Source organism: Dyella halodurans (assembly GCF_026283925.1).
GTDB lineage: Bacteria > Pseudomonadota > Gammaproteobacteria > Xanthomonadales > Rhodanobacteraceae > Dyella > Dyella halodurans.
In genome coordinates this window covers 396,307-420,978 of sequence record NZ_JAPDPF010000002.1, presented here as the reverse complement: position 1 = coordinate 420,978, position 24,672 = coordinate 396,307, and the positions used below count along the sequence as shown (strand labels likewise).

The 24,672-nt window shown below is 61.5% G+C and carries 18 protein-coding genes; 7 read left to right on the top strand and 11 right to left on the bottom strand.

Translation table 11 applies throughout. The features are described from left to right. Nucleotides 1-170: 170 nt before the first annotated feature. From OUZ49_RS05535 to OUZ49_RS05520, 4 genes are all read right to left on the bottom strand, one after another. Nucleotides 171-797 (bottom strand): cysteine hydrolase family protein, encoded by a 627-nt coding sequence (locus OUZ49_RS05535; protein ID WP_266148990.1) that lies wholly within the window; start codon nucleotides 795-797, stop codon nucleotides 171-173. Between the two features lie 66 nt (nucleotides 798-863). Then, nucleotides 864-1,559: a dienelactone hydrolase family protein gene (locus tag OUZ49_RS05530; protein ID WP_266148989.1), complete on the bottom strand. Its 696-nt coding sequence runs from the start codon at nucleotides 1,557-1,559 to the stop codon at nucleotides 864-866. 121 nt (nucleotides 1,560-1,680) lie between these two features. Continuing rightward, nucleotides 1,681-2,418, bottom strand: coding sequence for an alpha/beta hydrolase (locus OUZ49_RS05525; protein ID WP_266148988.1), 738 nt, complete (start codon nucleotides 2,416-2,418; stop codon nucleotides 1,681-1,683). A 199-nt stretch (nucleotides 2,419-2,617) separates the two neighbouring features. Continuing rightward, nucleotides 2,618-3,475 (bottom strand): alpha/beta fold hydrolase, encoded by an 858-nt coding sequence (locus OUZ49_RS05520; protein WP_266148987.1) that lies wholly within the window; start codon nucleotides 3,473-3,475, stop codon nucleotides 2,618-2,620. A gap of 220 nt (nucleotides 3,476-3,695) precedes the next feature. Here OUZ49_RS05520 and OUZ49_RS05515 point away from each other — a divergent pair, with 220 nt between their 5' ends. Continuing rightward, nucleotides 3,696-4,697: a GlxA family transcriptional regulator gene (locus OUZ49_RS05515; protein WP_266148986.1), complete on the top strand. Its 1,002-nt coding sequence runs from the start codon at nucleotides 3,696-3,698 to the stop codon at nucleotides 4,695-4,697. Between the two features lie 322 nt (nucleotides 4,698-5,019). On the opposite strand, the gene OUZ49_RS05510 is transcribed toward OUZ49_RS05515, so the two are convergent. From OUZ49_RS05510 to OUZ49_RS05490, 5 genes are all read right to left on the bottom strand, one after another. Continuing rightward, complete coding sequence (locus OUZ49_RS05510; protein ID WP_266148985.1) at nucleotides 5,020-6,549, bottom strand: efflux transporter outer membrane subunit; 1,530 nt, start codon at nucleotides 6,547-6,549, stop codon at nucleotides 5,020-5,022. Between the two features lie 14 nt (nucleotides 6,550-6,563). Beyond that, entirely contained in the window at nucleotides 6,564-8,537 is a 1,974-nt protein-coding gene (locus OUZ49_RS05505) for a glycosyltransferase (protein ID WP_266148984.1), read from the bottom strand. Next, complete coding sequence (locus OUZ49_RS05500) at nucleotides 8,534-9,805, bottom strand: hypothetical protein (RefSeq protein WP_266148983.1); 1,272 nt, start codon at nucleotides 9,803-9,805, stop codon at nucleotides 8,534-8,536. The genes OUZ49_RS05505 and OUZ49_RS05500 overlap by 4 nt, the downstream gene beginning before the upstream one ends. A 22-nt stretch (nucleotides 9,806-9,827) precedes the next feature. Then, the gene (locus OUZ49_RS05495; RefSeq protein WP_266148982.1) at nucleotides 9,828-11,003 is read right to left on the bottom strand and encodes an HlyD family secretion protein; all 1,176 of its coding nucleotides are present in this window, start codon (nucleotides 11,001-11,003) and stop codon (nucleotides 9,828-9,830) included. Nucleotides 11,004-11,921: 918 nt separating this feature from the next. Continuing rightward, nucleotides 11,922-12,995, bottom strand: a complete 1,074-nt coding sequence (locus tag OUZ49_RS05490) for an alkene reductase (RefSeq protein ID WP_266148981.1) — start codon at nucleotides 12,993-12,995, stop codon at nucleotides 11,922-11,924. Here OUZ49_RS05490 and OUZ49_RS05485 point away from each other — a divergent pair. After that, a complete protein-coding gene (locus OUZ49_RS05485; RefSeq protein ID WP_266148980.1) occupies nucleotides 12,978-13,982 on the top strand; it encodes a LysR family transcriptional regulator in 1,005 nt (334 codons plus the stop codon). The two genes, OUZ49_RS05490 and OUZ49_RS05485, sit on opposite strands and share 18 nt — an antisense overlap. Nucleotides 13,983-14,066: 84 nt before the next feature. Here the strand turns inward: OUZ49_RS05485 and OUZ49_RS05480 are convergent, their stop codons facing one another. After that, a complete protein-coding gene (locus OUZ49_RS05480; RefSeq protein WP_266148979.1) occupies nucleotides 14,067-15,755 on the bottom strand; it encodes a hypothetical protein in 1,689 nt (562 codons plus the stop codon). A 570-nt stretch (nucleotides 15,756-16,325) separates the two neighbouring features. Beyond that, the gene (locus OUZ49_RS05475; protein ID WP_266148978.1) at nucleotides 16,326-17,705 is read right to left on the bottom strand and encodes an FAD-dependent oxidoreductase; all 1,380 of its coding nucleotides are present in this window, start codon (nucleotides 17,703-17,705) and stop codon (nucleotides 16,326-16,328) included. Between the two features lie 363 nt (nucleotides 17,706-18,068). Here OUZ49_RS05475 and OUZ49_RS05470 point away from each other — a divergent pair, with 363 nt between their 5' ends. The 5 genes from OUZ49_RS05470 (at nucleotide 18,069) to OUZ49_RS05455 (ending at nucleotide 24,671) form a co-directional block, all read left to right on the top strand. Beyond that, nucleotides 18,069-19,691: a S53 family peptidase gene (locus OUZ49_RS05470; RefSeq protein WP_266148977.1), complete on the top strand. Its 1,623-nt coding sequence runs from the start codon at nucleotides 18,069-18,071 to the stop codon at nucleotides 19,689-19,691. 42 nt (nucleotides 19,692-19,733) lie between these two features. Beyond that, entirely contained in the window at nucleotides 19,734-21,215 is a 1,482-nt protein-coding gene (locus OUZ49_RS05465) for an alkaline phosphatase family protein (RefSeq protein WP_266148976.1), read from the top strand. A gap of 219 nt (nucleotides 21,216-21,434) precedes the next feature. After that, the gene (locus OUZ49_RS05460) at nucleotides 21,435-22,280 is read left to right on the top strand and encodes a hypothetical protein (RefSeq protein ID WP_266148975.1); all 846 of its coding nucleotides are present in this window, start codon (nucleotides 21,435-21,437) and stop codon (nucleotides 22,278-22,280) included. 778 nt (nucleotides 22,281-23,058) lie between these two features. Beyond that, entirely contained in the window at nucleotides 23,059-23,658 is a 600-nt protein-coding gene (locus OUZ49_RS20945; protein ID WP_423357769.1) for a hypothetical protein, read from the top strand. Further along, the gene (locus OUZ49_RS05455; RefSeq protein WP_266148974.1) at nucleotides 23,655-24,671 is read left to right on the top strand and encodes a hypothetical protein; all 1,017 of its coding nucleotides are present in this window, start codon (nucleotides 23,655-23,657) and stop codon (nucleotides 24,669-24,671) included. The genes OUZ49_RS20945 and OUZ49_RS05455 overlap by 4 nt, the downstream gene beginning before the upstream one ends. Nucleotide 24,672 lies beyond the last annotated feature (1 nt).

The following is a 24,672-nucleotide window of genomic DNA, read 5'->3' as shown; positions in this document are numbered from 1 at the left end:
CCACGGCACCGCCGAAATCGCCGCGGGTGCGACCTTGATCGCGTTTTTTCACCGCAGGTCTGCAAATCGAGGCAACCGACGTCGGGCTGAACTTGGAATGCTTGCGATGGTGGTGGAGTGCCGCGGCAGCGGCATCCAAGTGAGCTCAAGCGACAGGTGCACACCGGCTCTCATTTCGATAGCTTGTCGACGACTTCTTTCGTCGAGAGAATGGCGTTCGCGTAAGCAGGCATATTGAATTCGAGAGACGCGTCCATCTCCGCGTGGCCAAAGCTGCCAATGGCATCCTTGACGACCGTTACCTCGTAACCCAATTCAGCGGCGAAACGCAATGTCGATTCGATGCAGGTGTTGGCGCGCATGCCGATGAGGATGAGCTTGCGTAACCCGTGCTTCTTGAGCTGAAGGTCGAGATCGGTGTTGGCAAATCCACTGGACATCCAATGTTCCAGCGCGACCACGTCGCCAGGCAACGGTACGAAGTCCGGGTGAAAACTGCCGCCCCAGGTACCGTCCGCGAACACGCGATTCCCGTATGCGCTGGCCTGCACCGGTGGCATCGTCTTCCAGTGAAGATGCCTATCGCTGTCACGCCAGCGGTGATGGGGCGCAATGAAGACCTTGATTCCCCGCGACCGCGCAGCAGCGAGAACCTGGCGCATATGCTCAACGACATGGAAGGACGCCAGCGTCTCACGACTGAGCTGGTAGAGCTTGCCGCCTTCGGACAGGAAGTCGTTATAGGGGTCGACGATGAGTAAGCCCGTCAAGTCGGGCTCGTAGGTTGTCTCAGCCATGGTCCACTCCCGTTCGATGGCTCCGACCCGGGCCGCTGCGTAGGGATGCGCCGGTGTAATCCATCATCAGCCCAGGCTTTGATGGAGGAACTGGTAAGTCCTGGTGTGGGCCAGTGATGCCGCGGCCGGGTCATAGTGTGCCCCACCGTGCCGGGAGAAGGCGTGACGTTGTCCCGGATAGCTATGGACCGTCGCATTCGGTTTGCCGGCTAGTGCCTGCTTGATCGCTGCTTGGGCGGACTTTGAAATGAACTCGTCTTCCTCGCCCAAATGCATCAAAAGGGGTGCACGAAGTCCACCGGACTCCCCGAGGTATTTGTCGGTGTCGGCGCCATGATAGGCGACCGCGGCATCAATATCGGAACGTGCGGCAGTCAGAAACACCATGAGCGCGCCGAGGCAATAACCGAGAATGCCTACCTTGCCGTTGCTTTCGGGGAGCTTGGCGACGGCCTTTATCGTGTCCTCGATGTCTCTGACGCCGGCATCCCGATCGTAGGCCTGATAGAGACGAAGCCCGTGTTGCCAGTCATCCTCGGAGGTCACGCTCAGGCTCAAGCCGGGTTCCTGGCGCCAGAACAAGTCGGGTGCCACGGCAAGAAAGCCCTGTTCGGCCAGTTCATCGCAGGCCGCGCGAATGTCGGCGTTGACGCCGAACAACTCCTGCAGAACGACGATGGCCGGGGCCGGCGACGCCTTGGGCCGCGCAACGTAAGCCGTGAATTCACCATCACGGCCCTTTATGATGAAGTGATCATTCATCGTATTCTCCTGACTGAGCAGTCTTTGCCTGGACCCCGGCAGAGGCCCTCATGTTGAGCGGAGGAGCGTGGCTGGATAGTGCCGAGGCCACGCATGTCCCAATGCGTGGCCTTCGCGACCTTCATTCGCTGATCTTCGCCACGGGGCGCGGATTGCTCGATGCCGAGGCTGCTGCTTCCTCGATGAGCTTCGCCGTTTCCTTCGGATGTGAAATATAGGCGACATGGCTCGAATTCACTTCGATCGTCTTGGCCTTCATGCGCTTGGCCATCATGCGCTCCTGGTCAGGGTTGATCGAGCGATCCTGCGTGGCCACCATGTACCAGCTCGGCTTGGTCTTCCATGCGGGTGATGTGATCGGCGAGGTGAACGAGTCCTTCGAAATCAGCACCTGCGACTCCGCCATGAAATCAACCTGGGGCGAGGGAACGTCCGCGGCGAAATCGGCGGCGAACGCGGCTGGGTCAATGTAGAAGTAGCCATCATCAGTGGCTTTGATCCCCTTGGTGGCGGGTGGTAGCGCCTGCTCGATCGCGGCGGCGCTTTCGCCTGCATCCGGCCCGAACGCTGCGATGTAGACCAGCGCGGCAACCTTGGGATCATTGCCGGCCTCGGTGATGACGGCGCCACCGTAGCTGTGACCCACGAGAACCACCGGACCGGGCTGGCGGTCGATCACGGCCTTGGTGAACTTGACGTCTTCGGCAAACGACGTCTCGGGATGCTGGACTACTGCCACCGAGTAGCCGTCCTTCCTGAGGATGTTGGCCACGGGTTCCCAGCCGGAGCCGTCGGCAAAGGCGCCGTGCACCAGAACCACATGCTTGATGCCGGCAGGTGGGGCGGCCGCAGCCGTCATGGCCATTCCACCAAGTGTCGCGAGTAGCAGTGGCTTTGCGGCGAGTTTCCAAATGGACCTTTCAGATCGTGTGGCCATGTCGGCTCTCCTGGCTGGGTTGGCATAACGAACGGGCTTGGCGGCTCAATGGCCCCAACTGACAAGCAAGTCGTGTGATTGATGTCGGCATCGCAAGGCGATCCTTTGCTTTCCCTCTGGCTCAACTCCGGACAAACGCCAGGAGGTCTGCATTGATTGTGTCCGCATGGGTGGTAGGCATTCCGTGAGGAAACCCTGGATACGATTTCAAGGTGCCTTTCCTGAGTAGTGCCACGGACTGCTTTCCGGTGGCGGCGAACGGAGCAATCTGGTCGTCCTCGCCGTGCATCACGAGCACGGGGATGTCGATGGCTGCCAGATCGTCATAGAACTCGGATTCAGAGAAGGCCTTGATGCAGTCGTACTGGGCCTTGATTCCTCCCATCATTCCCTGTCGCCACCAGTTTTGGCGAATACCCTCGGAAACGACCGCACCGGGTCGGTTGTATCCATAAAAGGGAAGGGTGATGTCCAGATAGAATTGCGAGCGGTGAGCCGCGGTACCGTCGCGGATGCCATCGATCACTTCCTTGGGAACGCCCTGGGGATTCTTGACTGATTGCATCAGCCCGGGCGGAATGGCGCTGATGATCACCGCCTTGACGGCGCGTCCGTTCGCATGGCGCGCCACGTACCGGATGACCTCGCCACCGCCCGTCGAATGCCCGATGTGAATGGCGTTCCTGAGATCCAGTGCATCCGCGAGTTCGGCCACGTCGGCGGCATAGGTGTCCATGTCGTTGCCGTTTAACGTCTGCGTCGAGCGTCCATGGCCTCGTCGATCATGGGCAATGACGCGAAAGCCCTGGGCAAGGAAGAACATCATCTGGGCATCCCAGTCGTCCGCCGATAGTGGCCAGCCATGGTGGAAAACCAGGGGCTGCCCACCACCCCAGTCCTTGTAGAAGATCTTCGCGCCGTCACTGGTTGTAATGTACGCGCTACCGGCGTTTACTAACTTGGTGCCTTGCAGAGTCATACGCTTGCTCCGCTAAGTTGTAAGGGCTAGCCCTTTGGCGCCGCTTGTCCGGCAAGACCCTGGACGGCTACATGTCATGGCTGGACGGATGCCCTTCCTTGGAGCCAGATCGTCTTTGGGGAGATGAAGCGTATGCTCGGCAACAACGGCCAGCAACGGCCAGCAACGGCAGATTCAGACAAAAAGACCGGTTAAAACGGTCAAACCTGCAAGGCCTCAGTTGGAGGTCGGCATCGTGCTGGACGCCGGGACTTCAGCCACCGGACTGCATGGTCTTACCGAGCTCTTCACCTACGCCGGCCAGATGGCAGCCAGGCGCCAAGGGCAGGTCGCCTTGCCTTCCCTGCGCATCACCCATTGGAAGAGCGAGCCCGGTGGATCCTGCGTGACCTGTACATACGACAGCAGCGCAGAGGCCCATCACGACCTGGTCGTCCTGGTGCTCCCTGGAAACCTTCGGGCCACCCAGAGCCGTTCAAGAGATGAGGTGCTTATAGCGTGGCTGCGCGGGATGCATGCAAGGGGCGTGGTGATAGCCGCCGTTTGCGGTGGAGTCTTTATCCTTGCAAGGACGGGCTTGCTCGCGGGACGGCAGGCGACGACGCACTGGGCGCTGCATGACCAGTTCTCCCGTGAGTTTCCCGATGTCTTGGTCGAAACGGACCACATGGTTATCGACTACGGTGACGTGCTTACCGCGGGCGGCGTTCTTGCCTGGGCAGACCTTGGCCTGCGTCTCGTTGAACGACTGTTTGGGCCCGGCGTCATGTTGGATACGGCCCGCTACATGAACATCGACCCGCCGGGCCGAGAGCAGCGTTTCTATAGCGACTTTGATCCGAAGCTGAAGCATGGCGACAGCGCGATAGCAAGAGCCCAGGAGTGGCTGGCCGGTCAGAGGGAACGCGTAATATCGGTGACGGAGCTGGCGACACACGCATGCATGGAGCCGAGAACCTTCCTTCGGCGATTCACCAAGGCGACCGGCATGAAGCCGCTGGAGTATCAGCAAAGGCTACGCATATCGCGTGCGCGCGAATTGCTGGAATTTACGCGGGCAAGCGTCAACGAGATCGCCGCGACTATCGGTTACGAGGATGTCGACAACTTCCGTCGACAATTCCGGAGGTTCACTGGCTTGACGCCATCCGGCTATCGACAGCGCTTCGGCGCCGAAGCGCGTGAATCGTATGCGCCCCTTGTCACTGCCGCGGCGTCCTGAGACGTGTTGGCGGAGAAGTAAGGCCTCGCTGATGGCGCGACCATCGCAGCTACATTCTGAGTCTGATGGCGGTTGCGCGCAGCTATTTGGACCTGGAGTGCTGATGCAGGCACGCATTCGATGCATCGTCAAAAGCCCAATTGCGAGATGAAGGCGCGACCGGCCGGTCCGGGAAGCGCATCCTTGCGATAGACCACGTGCATGGGGATAAACACCTCGCGCGGCAGCCCCATCATGCTCTTCATCCAATCGAAAGTGGCATCGACGCCAGCTTTCGGCGGGACCTCCTCTAGCGGACATGCCGGGCGCCGGCGTTTGTCTTTCAGGGAGATGCCCGCATGGACGACAGTTGCGCAGGCGCGGTCACGCTGGCTGTGGTTTTGCCGCTGTTGGCCTGGTTCCAGCCGCCACCAAGGGCTTTGTAGAGATTGACCTGGTTGACGGCTTGGTCAAGCTTCAAGCTGACCAGTTTTTGCTGGTCGTTGTATAGCGAACGCTGCGCATCCTGGCTGGATATGTAGTCGTCGAGGCCTTCCTTGAAGCGTACCTGCGAGATCGCATAGACGCGTTGTGACTGGTCCACCAGTGCCTGCTGGGCCTTGAGCTCGGGCACGATATGGTCGCGGACGGCCAGCGCGTCGGCCACCTCGCGGAACGCCTCTTGCACCGTACCTTCATAGGCCGCCACGGCGCCGGTGTAACCGGCCTTGCTGGCAGCAAGGCCGTTCTTGTTCTTGCCCCAGTCCAGCAACGGCATCGAGCCGGAAGCCGCAGCGGTCCATGCCGCCGAGCCGGCGTGGAACAAGTTGGAAAGGCCGCCGCTCAACGTGCCCAGCACAGCGGTCAGCGCGATATTGGGAAAGAAGGCGGCGCGGGCGCGACCGATATCGGCGTTGGCGGCACGCAGCCGGTCTTCCGCAGCGACGATGTCGGGACGGCGGTCGAGCAGCGAGGACGGTAGCCCCGCCGGCACGTCGGTCAACAGCGGATCCTGCCATTGGCTTGGCGTGCCGTAGCTGGCAGGCAGCGGTTGGCCAATGAGCACGGCCATGGCATTGATGTCCTTGGCGATCCGGATTTGCACGTTTTCCACGTCTACCTGGGCGGCGTCTGCCTGGGTTTGCGATCGGCGCATGTCGAATTCCGACACGCCACCGTCGCCGTACGCCTTATTCATGACCTGGGCGTGCTGTTGCTGTGCGGCCAAGGTCTGTTGAGCCAGCTGCAGCAAGGCGCGATCGGCATTGAGCGAAAGATAGGCATTGGCCACTTCGCCGATCAAGGCAATGCGTGCAGCTTCGTATTCGGCCGCACTGGCATCGGCCAGCTTGCCCGACTCGTGGGCGATCGCTCGTTGATGGCCGAAGAAGTCCAGCTCATAGCTGGTCATGCCCGCTTGTACCTGATACGTATTGAACGTGGCCGCCTTGTCGTTGTTGTTCTGGACCGGGCCAAGCAAGCCGTTAGCTGGCTGCTGTGTCTGGGCAGGAAGGCGCTGCCGCCCGCCATAGGCTTGCAGATCAAGCTCCGGAAACAGGCTGGCACGTGCCACACCATAGTTGGCGCGTGCCTGGGTCATGTTGGCGGCGGCGACGCGCAAGTCACGGTTGTTGCCAAGGGCGATTTCAATCAGGCGTTGCAACGCCGGATCCCTGAAAAATTGATGCCAGTCCAGGTTCGCCACCGCGGTGTCGGCCCGTGTCTCTGCCGCTGACGGCGCGGCTTGCGTGGTGGGCGCGGCCGACGGGAAGCTGTTGGGGACAGGCATCCCGGGCCGTTGATAGGTCGGCTCCATCGAGCAGCCGGCCAGCAGGCAGCTGGCAAGGGCGGCAGAGCAGAGGAGTGGTTTCATGGCGATCTCCAGGATCATCGCGGAGGAAAGAGGGCAAAGCCCGCCATGCGCATCAGTTGCGCGAAGGCGCGTAGCGGCCGTGCCTTGACGGCGATGTTGTGTGGGGCATGACAAAAGATCAGTTTGATCAGGCGGTGCCGGGTTGCCTCATCCGGCTGGAAGCGCACGCACAAGCGGCGCTTGCTGAGCCGCACCACCTTGGCCGGAACCCAGCCGACTTCCGGCACCGACACTTCAAGTGCTTGGCCCGGCACGGGCATCACCGGGCTGTGACTCATGGCGGCACCATCGAGCGAGATGTCGATGAACTCGCTGGCTTGCACATGGTTACCTTGACGCCAGCGCGCGGCGCGCGCGAAGGGGAAGCGCTCTTCTTGCCGCAGTCGCGGCAGATCCACGCAGGCCACGATCGCGGCCAGGTCCAGTACCAGGGCGATCAGCGTCCATGCCAGGTTGAACACGACGCCGCCATTCATCTCTGCAGTCATCACGCTATTAACAGCGCCCGCCATCAGGCACAGCATGAGTACGATGAAGAAGCTGGCCAGTTTCCAGTGGACAACCACTTTGCTGCGATCAAGCCCCTTGGCGGTGACCTTGAAGGGGCGCCCGAATGGCTTGAAGCAAGCGGAAATCATGGTCATCGTCACGGCATAGGCCGCCACCAATTGGGTGACCTCGGTAAAGATCGGCAGCGTTTTTCGGTCGGTGATCCACGGGCCGTAGAGCCAGAATCCGACCAGTGCCGGCACGCCGTAATAAACGAACTGCTGCGGCGTGGTGTAGAACGCCGCGATGCCGAAGTACCAGTACAGCACCGGCGCGATCAGCATCAGCAGCAGGAAGGGCTTGCCGATCCAGTGCAGCATCCCGTGGATATAGTGCAGCCGGTCAACCAGGGGGTAGCCGGCACCGCGTAGCGGGCCATCCTTCAACAAGGCCACCTGCATGGTGCCCAGGCACCAGCGGCCGCGTTGGTTGATGTACTCGATCAGGCCCTCGGCGGACAAGCCCACGGAAAGACGCTCGTTGAGCCAGCGGGTGATCTGGCCGTTCCTGCGCAGCACGTAGGTGGTATGGATGTCTTCGCAAACACTGTCGGTAGGGAAGCCTCCGGCCTGGGTGATGGCGTTGCGCGACACCACGAACGACGTGCCGACACAAAAGGCCGAGTTCCAGGCATCGCGCGATGGCTGGAACACGTCGAAGAACACGCGTTGTTCGTCCACCCAGCTGTCGGTCGCACCCAGGTTGTGCTGGATCGGATCGGCGTTGTAGTAGAACTGTGGCGTCTGTACCAAGGCTACGTTGCGCTCGTCGAACAGGCCAAGGATGCGGTAGAGAATGTTCTTCTGCGGCGCGAAATCGGCGTCCAGCACCAGGATGTAGGGCGCGTTGGTGAGCTGCGCGGACAGCGTGAGCCCGTTGTTGAGATTGCCGGCCTTGGCGTGGCGGTTATCGGAGCGGCGCACGTAATGCACGCCCATGCGCGCGCAGTAATCGCGGAGCCAGTCGCGACGGGTGTCGTCCAGCACCCATACGTTGACATGCGGATAGTCGATGGCCTTCGCCGAGACGATGGTCTTCTCGAGGATCTGCAGGTCCTCGTTGTAGGTGGCAATGAACACATCCACCGCGGGGACGGCGGCTCCGGCGGCGCGCAGCCTCGCTTCACCGGCATCGGCGGATGGGCGTGAATCGCGCCGGCGCACCATCACCACGATGGTGGCCAGCGTGTAGACGATGGAAACCATCTCGAAGAAGAAGAATACGTAAGACCACACGCTGGCGAAGCCGTGGCTGGCATCAGGCAGGGTTTCCGTGCTGCGCCAGATGGCATAGCGCAGTAGCAGGACGCCCGCGAACGTACCGAAGACCAGTCGATGGAGCGACCGTTTCGGATTGGCCATGCACGCCATGCCTATGCCGAACAACACGGTCAGCGCCAGGAGCTGCAGCAGCTTCAGCTGATCGACGGGCAGGCTCATGGCGTGCCTTCCGAGCGCTCGATCGGACGACCGGTGAGTGGATTCCAGCCCTTGGCTGCCAAGGCCGCCCAGGCGGTCGCGCCCAGATGCGGCAGGTGGTAGTAGAAGAAGTCGGCATAGGTCGACGTGGGCCCAATGGCGAAGTCGGTGCCGATCCGCGGTTGCGGCGTGGCGTACAGCATGCCGCCGTCGCTGCGTTGCGCCAGGAGCAACTGCCAGACGGCGTCGGGTACCGGTTTGCCACTGGCTTGCAGCGCGGTGGCTACCTGCGCCGTGCCTTCGGTCCAGATCCCGTCGGGCTGACGGCGATAGCCGTAGCCTTCGCCGTAGCGATGTTGCGCATCGACCCATGACCAGACCTGGTTCCACGCGGCCGGCGGCGGAGTGAACGCCAGCAGCGGCCAGACCTGGGCGTCCAGCCCGGATTTGTCGCGCGAAAGCGTCTTGCCATCGTCCAGGGTGCCGACAAGGAAACGATGCTGCGTGTCGTCCCACATCGCATGAACGAAGCCGCCCGCGAGTTTCGCCTGCTGCGCTAGCGCTGGATCGCCGCTGTCGCGACCAGCCCAGGTGGCGGCGGCGTAGACGTCGATATTGTGTTCGGTAGCTTTCCAGTGCTGGACACGTTGGGCATTGTCATAACCGAAGAGCCCGCCTTCATAGCCCCCTGGCGGCGTGCCGCCAGAAGCGTGATCCTGGATCCAGCGCAGCTGCGCCAGGGCGCCATCCAGATAACGACGATCGTGACTGTGATCGTAGACGGTCAGGAGCAGCAAGGCGGCCCACGCGACATTACCGACGGCGGTGCCGACCTGATACGGGTCCTGGCTCCAGTAGTTGCCATGACTCTGCCAGTAGCCCGGCAGTTCGACCTTGTCGCCACTGGTTGGACCTGAGCGGTAGGCATTACGCAGTCGCCCATCCTTGAAGCCGGGATCGTGCGCAGCAGCAAGCAGCAGGGCATCGGCAATGCGGCGTGCCTGATCAGGGCTTCCGCAGGCGCTGAGGGCAATGCCGGCCAGAGCGTTGTCGTAGACGAACGCCACGTTTTCCAGCGCCTTGGTCGAGTCATCGCCTTGTTGCAGGGTAGGGTAGCTTGGCAACAGCATGGGACCGCTGCCGGGTTCTGCCGTCGCCGCCGAGCGCAAGGTGGCGCAACTGCTGGCGGCGAGCTGTTGCTGTAAAGCCCCGGCCGCGTTTGCATGCGCGGATGCAACCATCGTGACCATCAGGCCGACGCTAGCAACGTGACGCCATCGCATAGACATACCGTTCTCCTTCGATGCCAACTCAGCGCAAGCTCGCCATCACGCTGCGGCCAGGTGTGCAGGATTGCGGTGCGGTGTCGGCGGGGCTCGGGCTGTCCCATTGGGCAAGCGCGTAGACAGAGCCGTCTTCGGCATAGGGAAAGGGCGCGCTGTAGGCGTTCTGCATGGATTCGGTGGCCTTTGGCATCAGCTGCGTGATGTGCGCACTGCGTGGCCGGCTGGCCTCGCTGACGCGCACGTGCAGCTCAGTGCCGATATTCAGCCGTGATGTCATGCGAGCTGGGAACACCGCCACGACATCGGTTTTGCTGCAGTCGGTGGCGCGAACCAAGGTCGCTCCTGCGGCCACTTGCGTGCCAATCGGGGCGACCACCTCCTGTGCCTTGCCGGGTGCATAGGCCTTGACGGCATAGTCAGAGAGCGCTTGCACACGATCCTGCTCGTGCGTGATCAACTGGTTGAGATCGCCCATCTGATGGCTCATTGCATCGATCTGCGCCTGCTCTTCCTTGATGCTGTTCTGAATATCGGCGCGATGCTGCGCCAGTTGCGGCAACTGGCCGTTGCTGTCCTGGCCGGCGGAGACATACACGCCGCGTTGCGCAGCGGCGATACCTGCGCTGACGCTTTGAGCGTTCTTGTCCAATGCATCGGCTTCCTTGCGGGCGGTATCGGCATCTGACCGCGCGGCAGCTACCGTAGCCGCGCTGATGGCGCCGTCACGTTCCAGGGCCATGGCGCGTGCATATTTGGCGTCGAGGGCTTCCAGTTTGGCGTTGGTCGCTTCCTGCTGCGCCTGCACCGATTCGTAGGAGCTTTTGAGCTGGGTCAAGCTTGCCTGTTGGTATTTTTCATATTGCCCATTGGTGTAGTCGAGCATGTGCTGATCCGCCTGCAGGCGGCTGCTGACGTCGTCCAGATGGCTTTGCAGCTCAAGGCGTTGCGTGAGAAGGGTGGTTAGTGCATCGCGTGGCACGGTGGCGTTCTTCACCACGGCGATGGTTTGCCCTGGCGCAATGGGTTGCCCATTTTGCGCGTACTGGGCGCTGACCGTACCGCTGATAGGTGTGGTGATCAGGATGGCCGGCGCGTTGATGACGGCGCGCGTGGCCTTGGTGGAGACCCAGGGCTCGAACAGCGTCGATACCAGCAACCAGCCGATGAAGGCCATCAATGCGTAGCCGGCAAGGCGTGGCACAGAGGCTAGCGGTGACTTCCTGTCGGGCTTGATCTTGCTGGGAGGTGGAGCGCTAGGTCGAAGTAAAGGTTCAGTAGGAAGCAACTGCGTGTTCAAAATGGATCGCCTCTGTCATTGATGTCGCGCAAACGCCCACACCCGAACGCCGAAGCGGGGCGAAGAGAAAGAGCACATCTCAGTGCGAGATGGCACAACGAGTTGGCTGTATCTGGCGCGCAGAGGACTTACGTGCGGCGAATCGCAGGTATTGCGCGTCCTGATTGATGCACTGCGTCAGCACCAGACCCGTAAAGGAATAGTTGAATGCGGATGAACGCCATCTGTCTTGATCCGCGCAAACGTTGGGATCAGTTAGATTTCAGTTCAAGAGAAAGACAATTGTCACGCGATGACCACGACCCATCGACGGATTGTCGACGGCTGCTTGACACACAGCTGTCGCAGCGCAACACGTTGTCGGGCTAAGCGCTTGATAGACGTCCGAGGATGATGGCGTGCCAAGTCTCCACAAAGTCATCCGCGCCTTGGACATGACCCTTGGAGCCGGCAGAGGGAGGCGAAAGGAAGATGCTGGTCGTCTTGGCTGCACTCCGTGCAGGGCTGTAGGGCCGACCGAGTTCCGAGCAACATGCTCTCAAGCATGGACTCTGCTAACGAGGCTTTTGCCCTGTGCCAGGAGCAGGCGCGAAGCATGCTGGCGTGCCGGGAGCGTAAGCGTCATCCCGAATTGAAACCTGCACTGGGCCCCGGGCGGGTTCCGCTGAACCGCAGGCTCGTGCGCGTAGTGGTGGAGAGATTCGAGCACGCGACTATGGCGCTCACCCCGAAGCCCGCCAGCTTGCAGCCCTCGATACCGATGGAAGCGAAGGCCCGGGATTCACCGCGTTCTCGCGGCTATCCCGGGCACATCCAGCGCGCTCAGGCTGCGGTGGCGTCGCTCAGCAGGGGGTAATCGACATAGCCTTCCGCGCCGCCACCAAAGAACGTCCTGGGGTCGACATCGTTCATGGGCGCGCCGGTCCGCAGTCGCTTGAGGAAGTCCGGATTGGCGAGCACCAACTGACCATAGGCTTCCAGGTCGGCCAGGCCCGAGACGACGTCCGACCCTATCTGCTCACGTGGGCGTCCGGGGCGGCTGAGGATCAACGCGCGCGTCCAGAGCTGGCGCAGATCGGCAAGCAAGGCCTCGTTGCCCAAATGCATGATATGCAGGTAAGCGAGTCCCAGGCGGTCGAGTTCGGCTACCAGGTAGCGATAGAGATCCGGGCCGTTGGGGCCTTCATCGATGCCCCACATGGTCGTGCCAGGCGATAGGCGGATGGCCGTCCGATCGGCGCCAATTTCATCGGCGATGGCAGCTGCCACCTCGATGGCGAAGCGAGCACGGTTTTCAATGGAGCCGCCGTATTCGTCTGTCCGCACGTTGGCGCTCGGGGCGAGAAACTGGTGCACAAGGTAAGCGTTGGCGCCGTGGATCTCGACGCCGTCAGCCCCGGCCTCGATCGCACGACGTGCTGCGTGGCGGAAATCCGCGATGGTCTCGCGGACTTCGTTCAAGGTGAGCGCGCGCGGCACGGGGATGTCCTGCATGCCTTTCACCGTGAACATCGGTGCGCCTGGGGCGATGGCAGATGGCGCGACGGCCTGGCGGTGATGCGGCGTGTTGTCGGGGTGCGACATGCGCCCGGCATGCATCAGCTGGATGAAGATATGAGAGCCCTTGGCGTGCACGGCGGAGGTGATCCTTCGCCATCCCTCGACGTGCGCGGCGGTGTAGATGCCCGGCGTGGTGAGATAGCCCTGGCCATCGTCCGACGGCTGCGTGCCCTCGGTAACGATCAGGCCGAGATCGGCGCGCTGCGCGTAGTACGCCGCGGCCAATGCGCCCGGCGTGCCATCGAACTCGGCACGACTGCGCGTCATGGGCGCCATCACCAGACGGTTTTGCAGGGTGTAATCGCCGAGGCGAACGGGTTGAAACAGGCGAGTCATCATGAGGTCCTCAACGGTTACGTATTTGGGGCGAAGAAATCATGCGGCCAACCCGCTAGTGGGATAAAGTGGGTGTGTTGGATTTCATTGATCCATGAATGGAGTAATTTCATGGAAATACTCAACGACATGGCGTTGTTCGTGGAAGTCGTCAAAGCCAGGGGTTTTCGCGGTGCGTCCGAGGCGACCGGGGTTCCCAATTCCACGCTATCGCGACGCATCAGCGCGCTGGAGAAGGCGATCGGATTGCGCCTGCTTCACCGCACCACGCGCAAGGTCGAGTTGACCGAGGCGGGCCAGATCTACTTCGAGCGGTGCAAGCGCATCGTCGACGAGGCCAAGCTTGCTCATCAGGAGCTGGGCGACATGCTCGCCCAACCGAGCGGCGTGCTTCGCGCCTCGCTGCCCGTTGATTTCGCCACAATCTATGTGGCGCCGTTGATTGCCGAGTTTGCTGCGCGCTACCCGGGCATCCGCTTCGACTTCGACCTGACGCCGCGACAGGTCGATCTCGTCAGCGAGCCTTTCGATGTGGCGATCCGTATCGGTGAGCCGGAAAGCTCGCACCTGATCGCGCGCCCTCTGGCGTCCTTTGTGCCGCACCTTTACGCGTCGCCGGACTATCTTGCGCGCGCGGGGCAGCCTGCGAAGCCAGCCGACCTCGAACACCACGAATGCCTGAACATCCTGAAAGACCGCCCATGGATCTTGCATCGCGAAAGGGAAGTCATCGAAGTCGCGCCCCATAGTCGCTTCACGATCAACAACGTCGGCCTGATATGTCGGCTGGCGACGCTGGGAATGGGCATCGTCCTGTTGACGGATGCACTGGTCGTGGACGACCTGGCTGCGGGGCGGCTGGTCCGCGTGCTGCCGCAATGGCATGGCAAGCCGGTTCCCGTCTATGCACTGACCGAAACGCGTTTGCTGCCGGCGAAGACGCAGCGTTTCATTGAATTTTTGAAAGAGCAGCTGGCCAACGCATAAAGGCTCACGGCGCTCTATCCATCATCAGCGAAGTGCCGGCGCGTTGGCGCCGGCACCTCTGTACGACGCTCGACGATCATCCACTCAATGGCGATCGTGGCCGCGATCATCCGAGTCCTGTTCCGGCGTAAACGAGACGCCTCGCAGTACTTCGGCAAAGGCCGCCGTACGTAACGTGACAAACGTTTCCTGGGCCGCCGTCGTGGCGCTGCTGTTTTTCAGCACGTCACGGATCGCCACCAGCCGGTTCGGATCGGCACCGATATCGCCGTTGCCGCTGACCGTCGAGGTCGTAGCCCAGATCGTCACCTGGCCGTCGTGATCGACCCGACCCACGAGGTTGCGCAAACCGTCGGTGGCTGGCGACCACGGCAGCTCAGTGGCGGCATTGGTACCGGTCGGATAGCCGGATACCGCATAGGCTTGACCCAGGTTCAGCCCCGTTTGCAGGGTATAGGCCAGCGACCAGGTCTTGCTGCTGCTGTTGTACACCCACTTCTGCAGGCCCGCGGTGGTCTGCGCAGCTGCGTGGGTGTACAGATCGGCACCACCCACATAGCCGTCGCCTTCATCTGCTACGTAGAGGGTATTCGCATCGGCGAACCACAAGGCGAACGGATAGGCGAGCGGCTTGGCGGTTTTCGCCGGCGTGGTCGGGAAGCCGGCCAGGATGCACATGTTGGTCGGCAGCCCGCTGGTCTGCAGCGTGCTCGCGTCATAAGCCAGTGGCGCCTTCGGCAGTGGCGCGCCAGCGACCGGCACGCCGACACCGTTGGGGCAGGCCGTGCCCGTCGTGTCGACGAAATACACCGTGTTCACGCCATTTCCGCCGCTGCCCTTGGTGAGATACACCACGTTGTCATGCACGGTCATGCCGCGGAAGTTGTCGTCCTTGCCAACCTTGTCGGCCTTCAGGCCCAGCGACGTCACCGAGAAGCTGGCCAGGGGTGTGCTTGCTCCCGGTAGCTGGGCGATTTCCGGCAGGTGCGCCGGCGTAATGAATTGCGTGCCGGCGCCGAGGATCACGCCCGTGGGTTGCGGATTGCTGCCATTGCCGGCATTGCCGGCGGTGAAGAAGTAGTCGGCGCCATCACGGTCGAGCAGGATGGCGGCACGGCCATTGTTGCCGCTGTAGGCATTGGTCTCGGTGAAGCTGAAGTGGCCCTTGCGGTCGACCGTAGCCACGGCCCGGTAGAAGTTTTGACCATCCGGGTTGGTCGGATCGACGGCGCCTGGCGTGTTCGAATTGGACACATCAAGCGTGTTCACCGGTGCGACGTAGCCCATGAAGCTCAGGTGTTTGTGATCCTGCGAAAGGTGCAGCGCAAGCTCCGACTTGGAGCTGAAGCTGGTCACGAGTTCGCCTTCCGGCGCGGTCGGCAGCAGGCTATTGGGTACCTGCAAGGAGTCAATCAGGTGGCCATCGGGTGTCAGCTGATCCAGGTAGATGCGCGCCGTGATGCCGAAGCTGGCGTCGTACAAATCGTTGTTCCATACATACGGGTAGGTGCCGTCGTAGGGTGCTCCGCTCGCCGCGCCACAGCCGCCTGTCGTATTGGCGCAGTTGACGGGCAGGATGGTACCGACCTCGACGTTGCTGGCCTTGTTGTCGTACACACTGCGGCTCAGGACCAGGTTGCCCGGCCAGAAATGGATGTCGTGCTGATTCCTGGAATCATCGGCATGGGCAAGAACGCCACTGCCTAACAAAACGAGCGCGAGAGTCGCGCTGATACGCCGCCGAGCAATACGAAGAGACAAACGATTTGTCATGGTGCTCTCCAGGGGTCGTGGCTTGCCCAGGAATGGGCGAGCAGGGCCACGCTAGTGACAACTGGTGAAGGATTCTTGACAAAGCGCGACGTTTCGAACGAAAGACCAACGAGTGTCGCAACTCCGTTACAGGTCGAGGCGAACTGATCGCAAAAGCCTGCGAATGATGTTGGCCGTGAAATTCAGGCCGGTCGCTCTGCCACGCCGCCGCGTCATTTCCTCGAGCAACCGTGGGAGACGGCCGCAATCCCGGGTCGCGTATTGGCGAATCCGTAGTCTCCGCTTCCACCTCATGGCAAGCCGTCTCGGGATTCGCACGCAGCCGCAGACGCATGCGAGGGCAGGGCGATCAGGCAGCCTTATCGTCGGTAGGGACGGTGGGCGAAGATTTGGCGTTCACGGCGTGGCATGTGGCGTAGGGTATGCAGGTTGTCAACGTTGCGTCCGCCACTACGCGCCATCGTCGACCCACTGCCATGGACGATCGGATTCGACGTCGGAGGTGCTCCTGAACGTATCATCGCGAGCACATCCGGGGGCCTTCATTGGCATCACAGTGTTGACGGGTCATCACGGTGCTCTATGCCGCTTCGCTGGCTCGATGGCAGTCGAGGCTATCGACGGCACAGCCCCTCGACTGCCACGCCAGACCCGCCTGGCGATGGCAGGGCTGAGCAGTGAGGATGGCGGCATCATCAGGTTGACGACCTTAAGAAACGCGATCGCCAGCGCGCTGTCCTTCGTCGCAGCAAGATGAAGCTTGCCGATGTACCAGTTGATGAAACGCAACATGGGCGAGCGGGCGCCCTTGACTTGCAGGTTGCGGAGATCGCTTCCCACCGCTATGTCCCAGGGAATGTCCACGATGACTGCGGCCTCCTTGAAGAATCGACGCGCAAGATCACGGGGACCAGCGCGTAGGCATGCTTGCAGGACCAGCGCCTCCAACGCCGCGACGGTCATGCCCTGGCCGTAGATTGGGTTGAAGCTGCAGAAGGCATCACCAAAAACCAGGAAACCTTCGGGGAAGCTCCCGAGCTTCTCGTAACGCCGTCGATGGCTGGCTGGGTAGCCGTAACGAGTGAATTCGGTTAGCGGCTCTGCGTGGGCGACAACGTCGTGAATCTCCATGGTTGGCAGCGTTGCCAGAAATGCGAGAAAGCCTTGCTCGTCGTCGGGCGCGTCATCGCCAAGAAAGCCGCCGGCACTAACGATCCAGCTATCGCCCTCCTGCGCGAGCATGGCGCCGTTCCGCCAGTTTGGCTCGCTACCGACGACGACGACGCCGAGCTTGCCGCCAAGATCAGTGGGCCGACGTCGGTAGGTACGTGTCATGTAGGAGATGCCGATATGGACCTTCTGGTCTGCCGGCGCCTGGTACCCGAGCTTTTCAAGCCACCTCGCACTGGATGAGCCGCGCCCGGTCGCATCGACGACGAGGTCCGCGTCGATCGTCTCTTCAGGGTTGCCCTCGACACATGCGCGCACTCCGGTCACGTTCTGATTATCAGGGGTGGTGGCGAGGCTCTGCACAGCGCAATGTTCCATGGCGCGAACGTTGGGCAACTGTAGAAGCCGTCGGCGCAGGTGGCCCTCGAGCACGGGACGACTTGCAAGCAAGCCGATCAGGTCGCTCTTGCCGTTGGCAAGTCGGACGTTGCGCCCCATCCAGATCACATCGTTGACGACATCGCCGGTCAACCCGCCGCTTTGCGCGACGACTTCGGTGTTATAGCCAGGAAAGAACGCTTCGAGTACGGTGCTTCCGCGCGCAAGCAGACCATGGATATGGCGACCCTGTGGTACGCCCTTGCGTGGAATATCTGCCGCGGGGAACGCATCGCGTTCGAGCACGGTGACCGTGCTATAGAAATCCGACAGTGCGCGTGCGGCCAGGAGCCCACCCACGCTGGCACCGATCACGATCGCATGCTCGCCCAGACTATTCATGGCCATTCTCCAGCTCAATCGGTCGCGCTGAGTTCAGTAACCATCGCCTGCACGGAATGATAGGCCCGCCGCGTCCCCTGGAGGTCGCAATTTAGGGTGCCTCGACCTGGCTCAGTTCGGCGTGCGGACGCTTGGATTTCCAGTGATCCTTCGGGACGATCGGTACGCGCCGCTTGTGACCCTCTACCGATCGATTGACAAGGTTTCGCATGCCTTGTGCGCGGCCGCAAACCGGCCACCCGAATGGCCTACAACCACTGTCCAATTGTTCTGAACGTCCGCAAGCGTATTGTTCCCGCGAATTGAAGCGGTGCGGCTTGCTGCTTACCAGATGACAACGCGACGCAATAGGGAGATCTGGCCATGGCGACGTCCTATGTCGAGCTTCCTGGTAGCGAGCGCCCGCCGAACGCCACGGCCAAGCGCGTTGGCGATGCGGATCAACAGGCGCGGGTCGAGGTAACCATTGGTCTGCGCGGGCCCGCCCTGCCGGGTGCCAACGACTTACCCGCAAAGCCCTTGAGCCTGGCCGAATTCGAGGGAAAGTACGCCTCTGCCAAGGCGGATGCGGACAAAGTGGCGCAAGTGCTCACGTCGTTGAACCTGCAGGTCGAAGATATATCGCTGGCCGGTCGTAGCATGCGGGTCAGTGGCACCGTTGCCGCCATGGAGGCGGCCTTTGGACTCAAGCTCGGTCTCTATGAAAGCGCTACGCAGGGTCGCTATCGCGGACGCGAGGGTGTGATCCACGTGCCGTCCGAACTCAAGGATATTGTCACCGGCGTTTTCGGCCTGGATGAGCGCCGCGTGGCACGGCGTAAACCCAAGATCGGTGCGCGTGCCGTCGGTGCACCTGCGCCCCTGGGACCTTCCGATCTCGAAACACGCTACGCCTTCCCAGATGGCGATGCCGCAGGCCAACGCATCGCCATTGCCGAATTCGACGGCGGCTACTTTCCCGACGACGTCTCCGCCTATTGCAACAAGTTCGGCCGTCCGATACCGCAAGTCACCGTCATTCCAGTCGGCAAAGAGGCACTCACGCTGGCACAGATCAAGGCGCTCCCGAAGGCCAAGCAGACGGCGGAATTGGACTCCTCGGGCGAAGTGTTGATGGACGTGCAAATCGTCGCCGGCCTGTGTCCTGGTGCGAGTATCGACGTGTATTTCGCGCCGTTCACCCAGAAAGGGTGGGTCGACTTGCTGAACAAAGTGACCGCGAATGGGGCCGGCCTCCCGGTGGCGCTATCCGTAAGCTGGGGCATGCCGGAGGATGATCCAAGTTGGAGCGCGGCGGCGCGCGCGGCCATCAATGATCGCCTGCAGGCTGCTGCGCTACTTGGGATAACGGTTTGCATAGCCGCCGGCGATGATGGCTCGGGTGATGAAATTGCCGACGGCCGCGCCCACGTCGATTTTCCGAGCTCAAGCCCGTTCACGCTGAGCGTGGGCGGCACGATGCTCGTGGGCTCGAGTACGCAGGCAACCGAGGAAGTGTGGTGGGAGTCGCCCGGTCGTCGCACCAGTGACGGAGGCGGTGCGACCGGTGGTGGAGTCAGCATCTACTTCGAGCGACCGTCCTGGCAGAACGTTAGCGTCAACTCGATCAATAACGGCAGCCTCCCTGGGCGCGTCATACCCGATGTGGCGGCACTCGCGGGTCCGCCGTACTACGACCTGATCTTTCTCGGCCAGCCCAGCCCCAGCGGCGGGACGAGCGCGTCGACACCGCTATGGGCCGCCTTGCTTGCGCGCATTCAGAGTGCCTTGCCAAGCCATAAGCCGCCACAATTCCTTACACCATTGCTGTATGGCAGCCAGGCCGGCAACCCATCCCTTGGCGTTACGGCATGTCACGACATCACCGTCGGCCAGAACGCGTCCAGCCCGCAGCCCGGCCAGGGATATAGCGCCGGCCAGGGCTATGACGCGGTATCGGGGTGGGGCACTCCCATTGGCACGAGCTTGTTGACTGCGCTGTCTTAGTCCTGGAACTCGTCGGCCAGATCCTGGCATTAGGAGCCTCGCGTGCCCGTAAAACACGTTTTCGTGCTCATGCTGGAGAATCGGTCGTTCGATCACATCCTTGGCTACCTGCCGGGCGTCGACGGCGTGACACCTGACATGAGCAACCCCAATCGACCCGGGTGCACTCCGGATCCCGTGCCAGTGAGTAATAGGGCGATGGATCGGCCAGCCGTGGATCCTGCTCACGAGTTTGAAAACGTTTGGCAGCAGCTCTACTCGGTAGCACCGGGCGTGGGCGCGAGTGGAATATCCAGTGCACCGCCGAACATGCAGGGCTTCGTGCAGAGCCAGGGCGACGGCGGCGCCATGGTCATGGATTGTTTTGCGGATGGCGGGGCGCCGATCCTGCAGCAACTTGCAAGCTCGTTCGTTGTGTTCAATCGATGGTTTTCATCGATGCCTGGCCCCACCTGGCCAAACCGCTTTTTCGTGCATGCCGGCTCCTCCGGTGGCTTGACCAACAGCCCGAGCGGTCTCACGTCGCTATCCGGCGTCACCATGTCGTCTGCCGCCTTCGAGTTCCAGAACGGCTCGATATACGACCTTCTCGATACGCATAAGGTGCCATGGCGTGTGTATCACGGGGACGACATGCCACAAGTGCTCGCCGTTGGTCGTCACGTGATGCCGTTTATCGCGGGAAGCAGCAATTTTGTCTCGATACGCCCCGGCGACTCGAATGATCCTTTCGCCGCCGAACTCAACTCAGGCAACTACGATGTGGGTTATGCCTTCATCGAGCCCGACTACAATCTCGCCTCAAATATGTTCTTCGGCAATTCCCAGCATCCACGCAGCCGCTTGTCCAGTGGCGAGGCACTGATCAAATACGTCTACGAGACGATCAGGAATTCACCCGTCTGGGAGGACTCCTTGCTCGTTGTCACCTATGACGAACACGGCGGGTTCTTCGACCATGTTGCGCCGGTTCAGTGCACGGCGCCGGGCGACCAGGATTTGAACTCCAGTCGTGCAGAGAATCCGTATAGCTTCGATTTTCAACGCTACGGCGTCCGTGTTCCGGCAGTCCTCGTATCGCCGTGGGTGGACCCGGCGGTGGAAAATGCCGTATGCGATCACACTTCCATCTTGCGTACGGTCTGTGCTCTTTTCGGCCTTCCATCGCTTACGGCTCGAGATGCCAATGCGACATCACTCATGCCCCTGCTCACGCGCAATGTTTCGCGTGGCGACGACGCGCCAAAGACGCTCAACGCGATAGGGGAGGCTACGGACACGGCAGCCCCAGTCCCTCCCGATGTCAACGACACGCCTGATCCCGCACTCGCCGGCTTCACCCGCATAGCCGCAAGCATCGATATTGGCCTGAGGCACGCCAGTGCGCCTCCTGCCGCTTCGCATGCGCTCGCACAGGTCGTACTTCCCGATATTTCCGTGAAAACCGTCGGGGAGAGCCTTGACTATATCAACCAAGTGACGACGCGCCTCAAGCAGCATCGGTCAAGAATCCTGGTGAAGTAAACTAGAGGCAGGCTGGGAGTTTCGTGCTCACGACGACAAGGAAGCGACCACGCGCACGGAAGACAAGCATGCGTTCGTGCATTGTGCGGGGTGACAATCGCAAGGCGCCTGTTTCGCGCGGCGCCCAGACCGGGGCGGCCGTTCTTCGGTTCGCCCCCCGTGATTCAAGTCATCAGAGCGATTCACCGTGCTTGAAATGATCATGACAACGGAGGGGTTATGTTCGGAAGCGCTGTACTCGAAGTTGCCGTCGGGTTGATCGTGTGCTGTGGCTCAATCGCCTTGATTGCCAGCAGCCTGCAGGAGGCAGTTGCTTCGATGCTCAGATGGCGCGCGTCGACCCTGCTTCAGGGGATTCAGGATTTGCTCAATCGGCAACTGCCTTTGGTGCTGGGGATCTACAATCATGCCCTGGTCAACCCGCGTGACAACGGGGCCGCCAGGAGCATCGACGAGCTGTCATCGCGCGTGACGCCGTCCTACATCAAGCCAATGGACTTCGCGCAAGCGCTGGTTGACAAGCTGCGGGCAGGTAGCGTGGATCCGGTTGCCATTCGGCAGACCATTGCGGACATCGGTGACCAACAGCTTAGGGACTGTCTGCTCGGACTGTTCGACAGGGCATCCGGGGACGTCAGTCGTTTCGAGTCGGCGGTGGCACAGTGGTTCGACGGCGCTATGGATCGCGTGTCGGGTGCCTACAAGAGGAAGGCGCAGCTTTGGACGTTCATCTTCGGGCTGTTGATAGCCATAGCGTTCAACATCGACGCCCATCAAGTCATGACGACGCTATGGCATGCCGCGCTCGTCGGCCATGGCTTGCCTGCATGGTCTGAACCCAAGGATGTCGCCCAGGCGCTCGGGAATATCAACGAGCTGCCGGTGGGCTGGGGGCGCCTGTGGGCATTGAAGGAAGGTAAGCCAGACATCTTCTACGAGGCGATGGCTTGGGCGTTACCAGGTTGGATCATCACGGCGACCGCGACGCTGTTTGGCGCACCGTTCTGGTTTAGCTTGCTGGAGAAACTGGATGGCATCCGGGGCACGGGTGGCAAGCCATCCTAGCCGAGCCCCCGAGCTTGATGACTTTGAAAGAGGTGTGTCCAACCGCCTTGCGGAGTAATGCGACGCCTGCGAATCGATTCCCGGGGCAGAGGATAAGCCGCTGGTATGTCGTCGCACGACGTGCTTATCGGCGAATTCGACGTACGGGTGGCGATTAGGTCAAGTTATCGAGGGTACCCGGCAGTTAGCCGGCAGGCCGCCGAACGCCTAATCAGGCGTGGATCGTCCCAGTGAGGAAAGAGGGTCAGCACCTTGCGTTCCATTCACTCTCATTCCACAGACGCCGAGTAATCGTCTGCAATGACTCGGGAACAGGGAGGTCAACGTCGCGTCGACTATCGTCCCAAACGGTGCGCGAAAGTAAACTTCATAATGAGGCGCGCGTGTGAGCTCTCTAGTTAGTGAAGTAGCTCCACTCTTAGCGAGCCGTCGTAACAGCGACGGCCTGTGGCGGGAATTTCGCACCCTCGCTGGCGAAGGCATTGACTGGCCTTCGTCATTTATTGGTCTGCAGCTTCTCCGGGCAGGCTGTAGTCGTGATCTTCTGGTCCCTACCGCCACTGCCTTGATTGATCGCCAGCATGATGATGGGGGCTGGGGATATCACGCGGATGTCCCCACAGACGCCGACACGACAGCATGCGTGCTTCTCTTCCTGGTTGCGATCGGCTGCCGAAGCGCAGTCATCTCGCGTGCGGCGGCGTGCCTCGTGCGACATCAGCACCCCGAATCTGGTGGGGTTTGTACTTACGCGAAGCATCGCCCGATACTTCGCTATATGCGGTTGGGGGCGCATATTCCACTTGATGGATGGTGTCGCGCGCATCTCGAAGTGACGGCCATTGCGGGGGCTGCATTTGCTTCGCTCGGAAAGGAGCATGCGGCCGAAGCGAAGGCGGCTTGGCGCTATGTCAGCGAGCGGCAGCGGAGTGATGGATCGTGGCCTGCGTACTGGTGGGCATCTCGGCACTTTTCGACGCTGCAAGCCGTTGAGCTAGCCGCTGCGATGGGCGACATGAACGCGGTATGGCGCGCAGCCGATTGGGTCCAGAGCGGGCAGAGACGCGACGGGTCTTGGTGCCGACCCAAATCAGTTTTTGCGACCGCCGCGTCCCTATCGATACTTGCCATCGCGGGTGGCCATAGAACGTGCCGGCAACGAGCGTCCCAAAGCCTGAGCGCCCGGCGAGAGGTTGACGGCTTCTGGCCAAGCCATGCAGAGATGCGCATCCCGCCGCCATGGGTCACCAAACCCGACGACTACCACCCATGGCGCGTTCATAGCCTGGGCACAGGAGTGATTGCCAATGACCACAACAGGCTTTTCACCTCGGCTTTGTGCGTGGCGGCGTTGGCGCGCAGCGAGCGTGCACTATGAGTGAGCTGCGACAAGTGGTCAGTGAGATCCTCGACGGCGCGGGCGTCCTGCTGCCACCGCATCGCGAGCTACGAGTCCGTCAGGGCGCCTACGCAGCCGGCCAGCGTTTGCTACCAAGAGCGCTTGGTGACGCAGATCTTCTCAAAGAGGGGGCACGGTCTCTCGATTTAACCGAGCCCGCGCTCACCCGAATCCTTGGCTACGGGTGGCAGCAAGCCGAAGGCCTCGCCTTTCTAGCCGGAACGCCCGCGTCGCTACGACCACAGGTCTGCCATGCTGGCGCGCTCTTTAACCTTGGCATTGTACTGTTCGATCGGATTCTGGATCGCTTCTCTGACCGCGCAGTGCTCCTGAGCCAGTACGTCACTCCAACCTTTCTCGCGGCACATCTGTCGGAAATGCCACCGAAGATGAAACTTAGTGGAGATGTCGCAATCGATGCGCTTATGGCGTTGATTGTGGAGTTCCTTGCTCGGTCCCGGCGACTTGGCGGCGACCGCCATGGGCATGCAGCACTCGGAGCACAACTGCACGCCATGCACCTTGCCGAGTGTGAGTCTGGCGCTAACCTGCGCGACCATTCGAGTCCAACGCTTGCCGTTTGGCGCGCTCTTCGGCGCAAGAGTGCGCTGCCCACAGCCACGTTGTCCCGTCTGGCCTTATTGGCTGCTCCGAATAGAGGTGACGGGCGTCGCGCAGCGACAGTCGCCTCAGCACGCATTGCCGGCGAGGCAATCTGGATAGCAGACGACTTGGCTGACATTCACGAAGACTGGGTGGCCGGCAATTGGAGCCGACCACTTTGGTGGCTGGCTCGTGCCAGTTATGATGTGCCCCGGAACATTGAAGATGCCTTGCGACGCGTTGTGGACGGTGGTCTCGCGGAAGCCGAAGCGCGCCGCCTAGCGCTCCGGCTCTTCCAGCTCCGCGAGATCGCCGACGATTATGGCTCAGCGTTCGTGCGGTCCTTCCAGGCCATCGTCCACGCATGGCTGGAGGAGTTCCCAGACTGAC